We start from the raw sequence: 13728 nt of genomic DNA, 5'->3' as shown, positions 1-13728 counted from the left end.
CGAACATTTTTTCAAAACATCATCTATATTATTCGTTTTATCGACATTTTGCAAGTCTTTATCAAGAAAGGGGATTTGTGATGAACTGGGAAGTTGAAGTCATCAGAAACAAAGAAGATCTGATCCGTGACACGCAGAAGTTTTTGCAGATCAACAGCGTAATGGACGAATCAACAGCCGGTCCCGGCCGGCCGTTTGGAGAAGGCGTCAATGCCAGCCTGACGTCACTGCTGGAATTCGGTAAAAAAGAAGGCTTCACCGTAAAGAATCTTGACGGCTATGCGGGCCATATTGAATGGGGAACGGGTGACGAAATCGTCGGCGTTTTGTGCCACGTCGATGTCGTTCCGCCCGGAGACGGCTGGACGAGCGATCCGTTTTCAGCCGATATCAGGGATGGCCGGATATATGCCAGAGGCGCCATTGATGATAAAGGGCCGACAATGGCGGCGTTTTATGCGCTGAAAATCGTCAAAGACATGCAGCTCCCTTTATCCAAACGCGTGAGAATCATCATCGGAACGGATGAAGAAAGTGATTGGAGATGCGTGGATCACTACTTCAAACACGAAAAAATGCCTGACATCGGCTTTGCTCCTGACGCAGATTTTCCGATCATTAACGCGGAAAAAGGAATTATAGATGCGTCACTGCGCATTGTAAAAAGCGCTTCTGACAAAGACGCAAAAAACGTGCTTCTGTCATTCCGTTCAGGACTGCGTTTGAACATGGTGCCGGATGCGGCTGAAGCGGTTATTGAAGGGAACGGTCTTGATGCCGTGCACGCGTATTTCAGCAAATGGCTTGAGCAGTCAAAAACACAAGGTGAAGCAGTTTCGGAAAATGGAAAACTGACGCTTCGGGTGTACGGAAAATCATGCCACGCGATGGAACCGGATAATGGTGTCAATGCCGGCTTAAAGCTTGCTGAATGCCTTAACGGAACAGAGCTGGATGGAGCCGGAAAGCACTTTGTCAAAACCATCAGTGACTATTTTTCAAATGATACACGAGGCAAAAAGCTGAAAATTGATTGCAGGGATGACATCAGCGGAGAGCTGACATTGAATGTCGGCACCTTTACATACAGAAAGGGTGAGGAAGGAGAACTCGGCATCAACATCCGTTATCCCGTCACTTCAGACAGCAAAGTCATCCGTGATGCTTTTACGTCTGCTGAAGAATTCCGGCTTGAAGAATTTAAAGACAGCAAACCGCACCACGTTTCTGCTGATCATCCGCTCGTAAAGACGCTTCAAAAGGTTTACGAAGGACAAACGGGAAAGAAAGCGGATCTGATTTCAATCGGCGGAGGAACGTATGCGAGATCCCTTTCGGCGGGCGTCGCGTTCGGGCCGCTGTTCCCCGGCCGGCCTGACAGCGCGCATCAAAAGGATGAGTACATTGAAATCGATGACCTTCTCAGGTCAACGGCTTTATATGCCGAAGCCATTTATGAGCTTGCCAAGTGATAATAAAAAGGGACGCCGAAAGCGGCATCCCTTTTTATCATTCAAATGACCATAAATCCGTTGATAAATAACGTTCTCCCGTATCGGCCGTCATACAGATGACGATCTGTTCGGAAGGGAGGCGTTTGGCGGTTTCAATGGCGGCAAAGCAGGCGGCGCCTGAAGACGGGCCGACGAGTATGCCTTCTTCCCGGGCCAGACGCCGTGTTGTCGTATACGCATCTTCATCAGATATTTTCATGATTTCATCGTAAACGTCCTGATTCAGTATGCCGGGAATAAATCCGGGGCTTGTCCCGACAAGCTTATGAGCGCCGGGTTTTCCGCCAGACAGGACGGGAGATCCCGCAGGCTCGGCGACATGAACAATCATATCCGGGAAAAGCTCTTTCAGCGTTTCTCCGGTTCCGGTAATGGTTCCGCCCGTTCCCGCCGTTGCCACAAAAGCACCGAGCGGTCTGTTGAGCTGCTGAACGGCCTGATAGATTTCAATGGCTGTCGTTTTTCGGTGGGCATCTGGATTTGCGCCGTTATCGAATTGCATCGGGATAAAACTTCCCGGAATCTGTTCGGCGAGTTCTTTCGCTTTTTTGATGCTGCCGGGCATTCTTTCCGCCCCCGGTGTTAACACAACCTCCGCGCCGTACGCTTTCAGGAGGTTGATGCGTTCTTTCGTCATCGTGTCAGGCATGACGAGGATTGCCTTGTAGCCGCGCGCCGCCGCGTTCATCGCCAGGCCGATGCCTGTGTTGCCGCTTGTCGGTTCGATGATGACAGAGCCGGGTTTTAAATGCCCGCTGTTTTCCGCTTCAATGATCATATTGTAAGCCGCTCTGTCTTTGACACTGCCGCTCGGGTTAAACGATTCTAATTTTAAATAGACCTGTGCTGCATGTTCTGGCTGAAGGCGATTGAGCTTTACGATCGGTGTGCCGCCGATCAGCTCCGCCGTGCTGTTTACGATTTTCAAGGCCGGCTCATTCCTTTCTGTATAAAACGTTCGGTACATAATATCCTATCATAATGAGCGGACAGGGTTCTCCTCTCCGCTTATCCGTTTTATAATAACACCATAACCAAAGAGGGGGAGATCCTCGTATGAAAGCTTCATTGCCGCATTATTTTATCGGCATTCCGATTCCGGCTGACATTGCTGAACCGATTTGGGAAGCAGCCAAAAAGGAGCCGGCGTTATCATTCAAAAAATGGGTGCACCCGCATGACTATCATATTACGCTCATTTTTCTCGGAGCCGCGGATGAAGAACGGCTTGCGAAATTATCGTCTCTGCTCGCAGATGCTGCGTCGGCAGCGCAGCCGTTTACCGTACAGTTTCAGCATCTGGATATTTTCGGCGACCGCAGACAGCCGAGAGTGCTTCACCTTGAGCCCGAACGGAATGAACTGCTCTTTGATTTGCGGGAAAAAACAAAACAGGCTGTTTTGAAAGCCGGTTTTCAAGTGGAAAAACGGCCGTATCACCCTCATATGACGATGGCGCGGAAGTGGGCGGGAGACCGGCCGTTTCCTGACGATGTGCCGTTTGAAAGCGGCAGGGTGCAAAGTGCCGTCAGCCGGTTTTCCCTGTTTCAGACCCATCTTGACCGGTCGCCTAAATACGAAGAAATCGCACAGTTTCAATTGACATAAACAAATATTCGGAGTGGAGAAATCACATGGCACAGATCATCAAAATTCACGACTGCATATCCAGATATGAACTTGATCCATACCATTATATGAACCAGTTTATCCGGCTGAAGAAAGAACGCTGGGAGGCGCTTCTTGAAGCGTTTGACCGGATGACGGAAGAAAGGGAAACGGAAACGGCTGCCGTCGGGGAAACCGATCAAGCGCCGGCCAGGAAAAAATTTTCCTTAAAAAAGAGAAAAGAAGAAAATACGGCCGATATAAATGAAAAGAGGCACCAATGGTTTGATGAACCGGAGGGAGAAGAGGCGCTGTTCGGGAATCTTCCGTCTCAAAAGTCTGAGCTCGCGCCTTTTTTCAAAGATCAGCTGTATGACTTTCAATTAAAATGGGCGAGCTCCACGCTTTCTCAAAAGTCTGAGCTTCCGCAGGCGGTCAAAAGGGACAGGATGTTAAAAATGCTGGCTCAAAAGCTGCCCGATTCCTATTTTGTGATGTATCATCCGGTTCTGCAAATTCAGCAGGCGTCCGTCGAACTGAGCATTATCATCATCTCGCCGCTGGAGATTTTCTGCGCCGCTTTTATGGAAGCAGAAGAGGACAGCGTATATATCGGATCAAAACACCGTTTTTGGGAAGAAAGAGGCTCCGGCAGCACGCGCCAAGTATTGAATCCGTCTCTCAGCCTGCACCGGACGGACTCGGTCGTTTCGCAAATCATAAAAGAAAAGCAGGCCGACATTCCCGTGCGGAAGCTTTTGCTCAGCAGAACGTCTTATATTGATTACCCGGAGCCGCCGTACGGGCTGGAAATAGCTGATAAACGGACTGCCGCAGGGTGGCTGGAAAAGCAGCAGAAAAATACGGCGCCGATCAAGCACCACCAGCTGAAGGCGGCGAAGGCTCTTTTGTCTTACGGGTTGAGCGATTCAAGCCGGAGACAGGAATGGCTTGATTAAAGCGGTCGTTTGCCGGCTGTCTCTTCATCTATGAAGCAGGTGAGAACAAACGATGAGTCAATGGTTTTTTATTATTAATCCGGTCTCAGGAGGCGGGCGGGGACGGCGTGTCTGGAAATCAGTTCAAAAAGAGCTGACCAGGCGCGGGGTCAGCCACCGCTCTTTTTTGACCGGGCATCCCGGACATGCGGAGGTGCTGGCGAGACAGATTTCAATGATGCAGGATCATAAGCTTAAGCGGCTGTTCGTCATCGGCGGTGACGGGACGATGCATGAAGTCATTAACGGACTGAAAGGAACGGATCAGATTGAGCTGACCTTTGTGCCCGCCGGTTCGTACAATGACTTTTCCAAAGGGCTCGGTATTAAGAAGTCGGCGCTCCTCCAAGAAATCAAAAGTCTGCACCGCCCGCTCACACGGAAATTTTTTGCGGGAAACATCAACTTTTTTCATGACAAAGCGCAATCACTTTATTTTATTAACCACCTGTCTGTCGGTTTCGATGCCTCAGTTTTGAAGGCAGCCGCGAATTTTCCGTTATCGCGCGTTCTTCGGTTTTTGCGTCTCGGTTTTGTGATTTACCCGCTCGCGCATTTACATACGGCCTCGGGGTTTCAGCCGTTCAGATTTGTTTGCACGGCAGACGGCCAGAGGCGTGAATTCCGCAATGTCTGGTTTGTCATTGCGGCTAATCATCCTTATTACGGAGGCGGCATGAAAGCGGCGCCTTCAGCAAATCCCCGTCAAAACCATTTTGATATTGTCATTGCAGAAAACCTGTCCTTTTTCTCGCTGTATCGTTTTTTATGGGCGATGAGCTTCGGCCGGCATATCAAAATGGACGGAGTGACGATGATAAAGGGGAAGGAATTCGTTTTTGAAACAGATGGGAAAATTCCGTTTCACGCTGACGGCGAGCTGATCGGAACGACGCCGTTTCGGCTTATGCCGGGCGGCGCGCCGTTGAAAATAAAAACATAATAAACAAATGAAACCCGTCAAATGTTTCACGGCAAAGAGCGGTTCGCGGCATAAATCTTCAGAATTCACAGGTGTTCTTGCTAGTTTTGCTTGACGAAGTTTGTGCTGTAGCGCTAAAATTTATAGGACGGCTATTGATTAGCATATGAGACTCTCAATAGCTGTCTTTTTTATTCTCATGAAATTGTTTATGACAGGCCGCTCCGCCAATAGAGAAAGGCTGGAGGCCTATTCTAAAATATTTTAAGAAATGATGGGTTGAACATTGATATGAACTGGTTGGGACAATTACTAGGTAGCGATTGGGAGATCTTCCCCGCCGGAGGAGCTACAGGAGATGCATATTATGCGAAACATAACGGCCAACAGCTTTTTTTAAAACGTAATAGCTCGCCCTTTTTAGCCGTGTTATCCGCCGAAGGCATTGTTCCGAAGCTGGTTTGGACAAAACGGATGGAAAACGGAGACGTCATTACGGCTCAGCATTGGATGGCGGGCAGGGAGCTGAAGGCAAAGGATATGAGCGGACGCCCGGTGGCTGAGCTGCTCCGCAAAATCCACACATCAAAAGCTTTGCTCGACATGCTGAAAAGATTGGGAAAAGAACCGCTTGATCCGGGCGCCCTTTTGACGCAGCTGAAGCAGGCCGTCTTTGCCGTGCGGCAATTTTCGCCGCTTATTCAGGAAGGCCTTGCTTATTTGGAAGCTCATGTGGATCAGGTGCAATTCGGTGAAAAAGTCGTTTGCCATTGTGATGTGAATCATAATAACTGGCTTCTGTCAGAAGACAACCAGCTGTATTTAATAGATTGGGACGGCGCTATGATAGCCGATCCGGCCATGGATCTCGGCCCTTTATTGTATCATTACGTCGAAGAGCCAGCGTGGGACAGCTGGCTTGGGATGTACGGCATGAAGCTCACGGAAGGGCTTCGGCTGCGGATGGCGTGGTACATGTTATCGGAGACCATCACCTTCATCGCCTGGCACAAATCAAAAGGAAACGACAAAGCGTATCATGATGCCATGGAAGAGCTTCATGCCCTGATGAAGCGGATTGTCAAGTAGTCAGGAGTACGAATCCATCTGCTCCACCCATTGGGACAAATGGTTTTGGTGCTCCTGAATATGCGTGTCGATGGAATCGGCCGTGATGCCGGACTGGCTGTAGCGGTAGACGTCCTCGAGCACGTTTTTTATATTTGAATCAAGCCCGGTGTTGGCCATCAGTGATTTGATGACGCGCTCCAGCTGTTCATACTCGGCAACCGTGCCGCAGCAATCCAATTGATGGTCGGCCAATATGTCCTTTAATAACCGGACCTGATGTTCGCTTGTTAAGCCCATGATTCATATACACATCCTTTCTGTGTCATACATTGTGCAAAGCGGTGCGGTTTTATGCATCACATGAGTGTTCCGGACCGGGGGAGCCTCTTTTTTTATGCAGCCGGCGCCTTTAAAAGGCGCTTGCGGCTCTTTATGTTTCATGGTATGTTGTTACTCGAAATTATAGATAGAGGTGTCAATCATATGAGAATGCGCCATAAACCTTGGGCGAATGATTTTCTGGCAGAAAACGCAGACATCGCCATCAGTGATCCGGCCCAGTATAAAGGGCGGTGGAACACGGTCTTTGGCAATGACAACCCGATCCATATTGAAGTCGGTACGGGAAAAGGGCAGTTCATTTCTGGAATGGCCAAGCAGAATCCGGATATCAACTATATCGGAATTGAGCTGTTTAAAAGCGTCATCGTCACTGCCGTCCAAAAAGTAAAGGACAGCGGGGCTCACAATGTCCGTTTGTTAAATATAGACGCGGAAACACTGAATGACGTATTTGAACGGGGCGAAATCAAGCGCGTATATTTAAACTTTTCTGACCCGTGGCCGAAAAACCGTCACGAAAAGCGCCGTTTAACATTTAAAACGTTCTTGAAAAAATACGAAGAAGTGATGGGCGAAACAGGTGAGATTCATTTTAAAACCGATAACCGCGGTTTATTCGAATACTCTCTGAAAAGCTTTTCCGAATACGGCCTGCTTCTGACGGAAGTCAGTCTTGATCTGCACAACAGCGATCCGAAGGGCAATATTATGACAGAATACGAAGAAAAATTCTCCGCGCTCGGCCAGCCGATTTACCGGGCCGAAGTTGAATGGAGAACAAAAGACAGACTCTGATGCGGGAGTCTGTTTTTTTATGCCGCCATTTGCTACCATTACATCAGGAGGGATCAAGATGGAGACATTGAATATTGGGAATATTTCATTAACATGGCTGGACGGCGGTGTAACGCATATGGACGGCGGAGCGATGTTCGGCGTTGTCCCGAAGCCTTTATGGTCGAGAAAATACCCCGTAAATGACAAAAACCAGATTGAATTAAGAACAGACCCGATTCTGATCAGAACAAACGGCCTGAATCTATTGGTTGACGCGGGTATCGGCAGAGGGAAATTTTCTGATAAACAAAAAAGGAATTACGGCGTAACACAGGAATCCAATTTAAAACACTCTCTTCGTGAACTCGGGCTTTCCTGTGAGGACATTCATATTGCGGCGATGACCCATCTTCATTTTGACCATGCATGCGGCTTGACGGAATACAGCGGAGAGGAGCTTGTCTCTGTTTTCCCGAATGCCCGCATTATCACTTCTGCAACAGAGTGGCGCGAAATGAGAAACCCTAATATCAGATCGAAAAATACATATTGGAGAGAAAATTGGGAGGCGGTACAAGATCAGGTCGAAACCTTTGAGAACGAGTATCAGCTGACAGAAGGCATTACGATGCACCACACCGGCGGCCACAGCGACGGCCACAGCGTCATCGTCTTAGAAGACGGCGGGGAGACGGCTGTGCATTTTGCCGACCTGATGCCGACGAATGCGCATAAAAATCCGCTATGGGTGCTGGCATATGATGATTATCCGATGACCTCCATTCCGCAAAAGCAGAAATGGCAGACGTTCGCGGCAGAAAAAGACGCCTGGCTGATCTTCTATCACGATGCGATTTACAGAGCGGTAAAATGGGGAGAAGACGGCGAAGTGGCTGCATCTGTCAGACGGGAGAAAAAATAGGCGGATCGATGATTTACCTGTATGAATTTCGGGAATAAAAGCAAACCTAAGACAAATTGCTTTGAAAGGAAGAGACAGGTGAATCAATTTCAAGTGACGAAAGATGGAGAAATCAAAACAACTCTGCGCGGATTAGAAGTGCTTTCTACGCCTTTTTTAAATAAAGGGGTGGCCTTTACACAGGAGGAAAGAAAGGAACTCGGGCTCGAGGGATTTCTGCCGCCGAAAGTATTGACAATCGAAGAGCAGGCGAGGCGGGCCTACGAACAATTCAGTTCGCAGCCTGATGAGCTGAGCAAAAATGTGTACTTGACCGCTCTCCATGATCGGAATGAAACGTTATTTTACAGGCTGTTAAATGATCATTTAGGCGAAATGCTGCCGATCGTATATACGCCGACCGTCGGCACCGCGATCCAGCGTTACAGCCACGAGTACAGAAAACCCCGCGGTCTGTATTTGTCAATAGATGACCCTGAAGGAATGCGCGCCGCATTTCAGCAGTTCGGAAAAAATGAAAACATTGACTTAATCGTTGCCACAGATGCGGAGGGTATTCTGGGAATCGGTGACTGGGGCGTCGGCGGCATCGCCATTTCTGTCGGAAAACTCGCGGTGTATACGGCGGCCGCCGGAATTGATCCGTCACGAGTGCTTGCGGTCGTATTAGATGCCGGGACAAATCAAGAAAGCCTCTTAAATGACCCGCTGTACGTCGGAAACCAGCATTCAAGAGTGCGCGGCGAGAAATATGACCGCTTTATTGATGAGTATGTCTCGCTTGCCCGGGAAACATTCCCGAATGCGCTGCTTCATTGGGAGGATTTCGGTACGGCTAACGCCCGCGGCATATTAAAACGGTATAAAGATAAAGTCTGTACGTTTAACGATGACATTCAAGGAACGGGCGCGGTGTCGCTTGCAGCTGTTTTAGCGTGTGCGAAAGCGTCAAAAGTGCCTTTAAAAGAGCATAAAGTCGTCGTCTTCGGCGCGGGAACGGCCGGTATCGGAATTGCTGAGCAGCTGCGCGAAGCTATGGTGCATGACGGATTAAGCGAAGAAGAATCATACAGCCGCTTTTGGTGTATCGACAGAAACGGATTGTTAACGGATGATATGAAGGACCTGCGTGATTTTCAGGTTCCGTACGCCCGCCCTGCTGATGAAGTGAAAGAGTACGGCCGCAGCGGTGAAGGCGGATCAATTGATCTGGCGGAGACGGTGCGACAGGCCAAGCCGACGATCCTGATCGGCACATCCACCGTTTCAGGCGCATTTACGGAAGAAATCGTCAAAGAAATGGCCTCACATGTCAAACGGCCGGCTATTTTGCCGATGTCAAATCCGACGACATTATCAGAAGCAAAACCTGAAGATTTAATTAAATGGACGGAAGGCCGCGCGCTTGTCACAACGGGAAGTCCGTTTCCGCCTGTTGCGTATAACGGCGTTACCTACCATATCGGACAGGCGAACAACGCGCTCGTATTCCCGGGACTCGGGCTCGGCACGATTGTGACAAAAGCAAGGCTCATTACGGACAATATGTTCGTTGCCTGCGCGAATGCCATCGCCGGTATGGTGGACGTCGGCAAGCCGGGAGCGCCGATGCTTCCGAAAGTGGAGGATCTCAGGACGGTATCGGCAACAGTGGCGGTAGCCGTAGCTAAAGCTGCGATTCAGGACGGTGTAGCGGAAACGGAACCCGAGGATCTGATCCAAGCGGTGCAGGACGCGATGTGGAACCCCGTATATAAACGAATTCGGCCGATGTAACCGAATAAAGCCCAAAACGCTGATGGTTTTGGGCTTTATTTTTTGCTTGTCCGAATTATGAGGCGACAGAATCAATGACATCGACAATCTGGCCTGTTTTTGCATTGACCATAACTTCATATTGCTCCAGTTCGCCGAATGCCGAACGTGTCACGCCGGTTTTGTATACCTGGATGGTTTCTCCGTTTACCTGGTAGGGCTCGGGCTCTGTGTAAATCCATGATCCGTCTATCGGCCCGCGCTGTTTAAAAGCCGCTTTCACGATACGGAGCGCTTTTTCTGAAGAGATATAAGGTTTCATCGCATACTTTTTCACTGCGATGGCAGCGCATAATCCGACTCCTGCACCTAAGAGAAAATGACGTAATTTCAATATGAAGCACCTCCAATTATGTCGTAGTTTTTATTATACAGAAGATGCCAGACGGTGTTAAGTAAAGCGGCGGTTTTACAGCCCATTCAATCTGAGCGCTTGGAAAACAGTTGTTTTTCTAATAAAATAAAAGCATTACATAGAAATGAGGGGAAAATATGAATGAGGAAACGAAAACGCTTTTCCGGACGCTGACGCAGCTTCCCGGCGCACCGGGGAATGAACATCAGGTCCGCTCCTTTATGAAACGGGAGCTTGCGAAATATGCGGATGACATCGTGCAGGACAGACTCGGAAGTGTTTTCGGAGTAAGGCGCGGCGCTGAAGACGCGCCGACCGTTATGGTAGCCGGGCATATGGACGAAGTCGGGTTTATGGTGACACAGATTACGGATAACGGCATGCTGAGATTTCAGACGCTCGGCGGCTGGTGGAGCCAGGTGCTGCTTGCCCAGCGCGTCGAGGTGCAGACGGATAACGGACCGATTATCGGCGTCATCTCAAGCATCCCGCCCCACATTTTAACGGATGCCCAGCGCGCAAAGCCGATGGAGATCAAAAATATGATGATTGATATCGGTGCCGATGACAGAGAGGACGCGGTCAAAATGGGGATCAGACCGGGACAGCAGGTCGTGCCGGTCTGCCCGTTCACCCCGATGGCCAACGAGAAGAAAATATTGTCCAAAGCGTGGGATAACCGCTACGGCTGCGGGTTAAGCATTGAACTATTAAAAGAGCTGCACGGAAAAGACCTGCCGAACAATCTGTACGCCGGGGCCACCGTTCAGGAGGAAGTCGGCTTGAGAGGGGCGCAGACAGCGGCCAACATGATTCAGCCTGATCTCTTCTTCGCGCTTGATGCCAGCCCGGCAAATGATATGAGCGGCGATAAGGAGCTGTTCGGCCGTCTCGGCGAGGGGGTGCTGCTCCGCATTCTCGACAGAACGACGGTCATGCACCGCGGGATGAGAGAGTTCGTCCTTGATATGGCGGAAACGCACAATATCCCTTATCAATATTTCGCTTCAGGCGGAGGAACGGATGCCGGACGGGTCCACATATCAAACAGCGGGGTTCCGTCTGCCGTCATCGGCATTTGTTCAAGATACATTCATACAAATGCCGCTATCATCCATGTCGATGATTATGCAGCGGCGAAAGAAATGCTCATTAAGCTTGTCATGGCGAGTGACAAACAGACGGTCGAAACGATCAGAGAAAATGTATAAAAAAATAAGCAGTCAATAAGTCCCTTTGAATACTTATTGACTGCTGTTTTTACATTCTGTTTTAAGCCGCATGATCGAGACAGTTCATTAAAGCGTATTGAAAATAGAATTAGGTAACACATATTATTTTTCAATATTATTATCAAAATGGTTCCAATCCAAATAAACAACCACGAATCTTTATTGCAATGATAAACGTTTTTAAATCAAAAACATGCTGCAAGCATTGAGATGAGCAGCGATTTCACAAAAGTCGAGTCATTTGCATTTTTTATTTGTTCTGCAAGGAGGTATGATTATGACAAAAAAGACAAACATAAAATTTCCTCTTGAACTGATTCATACTGAAGTGGTGAGTTTAGGTAAGCAGGACCGCATAAAGGCGGCCTGCTTATTCTGTTTCAAATAAATAAGAGAGTGCTTTCATCGCTTGATTTACGGTTTCGACCGTAATATTCGCTTTTCCGGAAAGCTCTTTCAGCGGATGATGAAGTTCTTTCGGGCGGATGAGAATGAGCGGCTTTCCTTTTGCGATGGCATAAGAAGCATCCATCGCGGTATTCCACTGTTTATATTTCTCGCCAAACAGGGCGATCACAAAATCGGCTTTTTCCATCAGCACCTCTGTACGGAAATTGTTGATATCAGAAGCTCTGGCGTCTTTTAAAACAGAATCGGGCTGCACGCCCATAATCTCTTCTCCGATATTGTCTGAGCGTTCATGGTTTTCCATCGGACCGACAAACGTAATCGGCAGGTTCAACGCTTTTGCTTTTTGTTTGATTTCATCCCGCCAATCACTGTGGATTTCACCCGCTAAATACACGACAAACTGCATCTTTTGCCCCTCCTTATGTGCATATTCAGAATTTCGTACGGCTACAAGCAAAATGGTAAACGAAACTTGCTTGATAATGCAAATGAAATATGATAATGATATTGCATATAGTTGGTCTTGCCGTAAACAGTCTGGTATGATCCAATTGGACAAACATCAGCATATAAAAAACTCATAATCCAGATGGAGGAATGACAATGAAAAAGATTGAAAGCACGGAAGAATTGCAAAAAGCGGTACAAGACGATTGGGCGGTATTTATGTTTTCAGCGGATTGGTGCCCGGACTGCCGCTTTGTGGAGCCGTTTCTTCCTGAGCTGGAAGCGGACTTTCCTGAATTCACTTATTACTACGTAGACCGCGATCAATTTATTGATACATGCGCGGAATGGGAAATTTACGGCATTCCGAGCTTTGTTGTGTTTAACGGCGGAAAAGAAGTGAACCGCTTCGTCAGCAAAGACCGTAAAACAAAAGAAGAAATTGAGCAATTTTTAACCGATTCCCTTGCTAAAGCATAAAGGAGGCCACGGGCTTTGAAAATGACGTCAAGGAAGCTGGCGGATTTATTAAAACAGCGCCTGCAGCACGAGAACCGATCCTTCTTTTTTGACAGAGAAAAAGACACCCTCCGTGTTGAGGATCAAACGACCAAAAAAGGCATCACATTGGAGCTCCCGCCGATCATTGCGAAGTGGGAGACAAAAAAAGAAGAAGCGATCGACGAAATCGTCTACTATGTGTCAGAAGCGATGGAGGCGATGGAAGGCAGCGGACAGGAGATGTCCGGAAAGGAAGCCGGAATCTACCCGGTCATCCGCTCCACGTCATTTCCCGATCAAACGAGCGACGGCATTCCGCTCGTGTATGATGACCATACGGCCGAAACGAGAATCTACTACGCGCTTGATCTCGGTAAGACGTACCGCTTAATTGACAGCCGTATGCTCGAGAAAGAAAACTGGACAAAAGAACGCATCAGGGAGACGGCGTCATTCAATCTCCGCTCTCTTCCTTCGGTCGTGAAACAGGATACGGTTGCGGATAATTATTTTTATTTTTTCAGGGCGAATGACGGCTATGACGCCAGCCGGATTCTCAATGATTCGATTCTTCATGAATACAAGCAGGCCGCTGAAGGCGAATTAGCGATTTCCGTTCCGCATCAGGATGTATTAATACTTGCTGACATTCGAAATGAATCGGGTTATGATATTTTAGGGCAAATGTCCATGAGCTTCTTTGCAAGCGGCACGGTGCCGATTACGGCCCTTTCATTTCTGTATAATGAAGGCAGACTGGAACCTGTGTTTATCATGGCGAAAAGCCGGCCGAAAAAGGATTAGAAAGGATTT

General features: G+C 48.4%; 15 protein-coding genes. 11 read left to right on the top strand and 4 right to left on the bottom strand.

Features of this window, described 5'->3' with window-relative positions:
• Nucleotides 1-80: 80 nt before the first annotated feature.
• Nucleotides 81-1472 (top strand): dipeptidase PepV, encoded by a 1392-nt coding sequence (gene pepV, locus U2H13_RS14320; RefSeq protein ID WP_156735666.1) that lies wholly within the window; start codon nt 81-83, stop codon nt 1470-1472.
• 37 nt (nt 1473-1509) lie between these two features.
• Here pepV and cysK read toward each other — a convergent pair whose 3' ends face one another.
• Nucleotides 1510-2481 (bottom strand): cysteine synthase A, encoded by a 972-nt coding sequence (cysK, locus tag U2H13_RS14315; RefSeq protein WP_020954278.1) that lies wholly within the window; start codon nt 2479-2481, stop codon nt 1510-1512.
• Between the two features lie 89 nt (nt 2482-2570).
• Between cysK and thpR the strand changes: the two genes are divergently transcribed.
• The 4 genes from thpR (at nt 2571) to U2H13_RS14295 (ending at nt 6131) form a co-directional block, all read left to right on the top strand.
• A complete protein-coding gene (thpR, locus tag U2H13_RS14310) occupies nt 2571-3122 on the top strand; it encodes an RNA 2',3'-cyclic phosphodiesterase (protein ID WP_012118221.1) in 552 nt (183 codons plus the stop codon).
• 26 nt (nt 3123-3148) lie between these two features.
• The gene (locus U2H13_RS14305) at nt 3149-4081 is read left to right on the top strand and encodes a hypothetical protein (RefSeq protein WP_376700508.1); all 933 of its coding nucleotides are present in this window, start codon (nt 3149-3151) and stop codon (nt 4079-4081) included.
• A gap of 52 nt (nt 4082-4133) precedes the next feature.
• On the top strand, nt 4134-5063 hold the full coding sequence (locus tag U2H13_RS14300; RefSeq protein WP_138092787.1) for a YegS/Rv2252/BmrU family lipid kinase: 930 nt from the start codon (nt 4134-4136) through the stop codon (nt 5061-5063).
• Between the two features lie 270 nt (nt 5064-5333).
• A complete protein-coding gene (locus U2H13_RS14295; protein WP_060562763.1) occupies nt 5334-6131 on the top strand; it encodes a phosphotransferase family protein in 798 nt (265 codons plus the stop codon).
• Here the strand turns inward: U2H13_RS14295 and U2H13_RS14290 are convergent, their stop codons facing one another.
• Nucleotides 6132-6410: a YtzH-like family protein gene (locus tag U2H13_RS14290; protein ID WP_003152357.1), complete on the bottom strand. Its 279-nt coding sequence runs from the start codon at nt 6408-6410 to the stop codon at nt 6132-6134.
• 186 nt (nt 6411-6596) lie between these two features.
• On the opposite strand from U2H13_RS14290, the gene trmB reads away from it, so the two are divergent.
• The 3 genes from trmB (at nt 6597) to U2H13_RS14275 (ending at nt 9930) form a co-directional block, all read left to right on the top strand.
• Nucleotides 6597-7250 carry a tRNA (guanosine(46)-N7)-methyltransferase TrmB gene (gene trmB / locus U2H13_RS14285; protein WP_003152359.1) on the top strand — a complete coding sequence of 218 codons (654 nt, stop codon included), beginning with the start codon at nt 6597-6599 and terminating at the stop codon, nt 7248-7250.
• 58 nt (nt 7251-7308) lie between these two features.
• Complete coding sequence (locus U2H13_RS14280) at nt 7309-8154, top strand: MBL fold metallo-hydrolase (RefSeq protein WP_060562748.1); 846 nt, start codon at nt 7309-7311, stop codon at nt 8152-8154.
• 78 nt (nt 8155-8232) lie between these two features.
• Nucleotides 8233-9930: an NAD-dependent malic enzyme gene (locus U2H13_RS14275; RefSeq protein ID WP_024085698.1), complete on the top strand. Its 1698-nt coding sequence runs from the start codon at nt 8233-8235 to the stop codon at nt 9928-9930.
• A 55-nt stretch (nt 9931-9985) separates the two neighbouring features.
• On the opposite strand, the gene U2H13_RS14270 is transcribed toward U2H13_RS14275, so the two are convergent.
• A complete protein-coding gene (locus U2H13_RS14270) occupies nt 9986-10303 on the bottom strand; it encodes a PepSY domain-containing protein (protein ID WP_003152366.1) in 318 nt (105 codons plus the stop codon).
• Nucleotides 10304-10461: 158 nt separating this feature from the next.
• Here U2H13_RS14270 and U2H13_RS14265 point away from each other — a divergent pair, with 158 nt between their 5' ends.
• Nucleotides 10462-11535 carry a M42 family metallopeptidase gene (locus tag U2H13_RS14265; RefSeq protein ID WP_003152370.1) on the top strand — a complete coding sequence of 358 codons (1074 nt, stop codon included), beginning with the start codon at nt 10462-10464 and terminating at the stop codon, nt 11533-11535.
• Nucleotides 11536-11926: 391 nt separating this feature from the next.
• On the opposite strand, the gene U2H13_RS14260 is transcribed toward U2H13_RS14265, so the two are convergent.
• Nucleotides 11927-12373, bottom strand: coding sequence for a YtoQ family protein (locus U2H13_RS14260; RefSeq protein WP_003152372.1), 447 nt, complete (start codon nt 12371-12373; stop codon nt 11927-11929).
• A 197-nt stretch (nt 12374-12570) separates the two neighbouring features.
• On the opposite strand from U2H13_RS14260, the gene U2H13_RS14255 reads away from it, so the two are divergent.
• The gene (locus tag U2H13_RS14255) at nt 12571-12894 is read left to right on the top strand and encodes a thioredoxin family protein (RefSeq protein WP_003152373.1); all 324 of its coding nucleotides are present in this window, start codon (nt 12571-12573) and stop codon (nt 12892-12894) included.
• Between the two features lie 15 nt (nt 12895-12909).
• The gene (locus tag U2H13_RS14250) at nt 12910-13719 is read left to right on the top strand and encodes a DUF1444 domain-containing protein (protein WP_012118213.1); all 810 of its coding nucleotides are present in this window, start codon (nt 12910-12912) and stop codon (nt 13717-13719) included.
• Nucleotides 13720-13728: the final 9 nt, after the last annotated feature.

This window comes from Bacillus sp. A1, from assembly GCF_042296235.1.
GTDB classification, from domain to species: domain Bacteria; phylum Bacillota; class Bacilli; order Bacillales; family Bacillaceae; genus Bacillus; species Bacillus velezensis.
The sequence above is the reverse complement of the archived record's forward strand: the minus strand, read 5'-3'. Positions and strand labels throughout refer to the sequence as shown.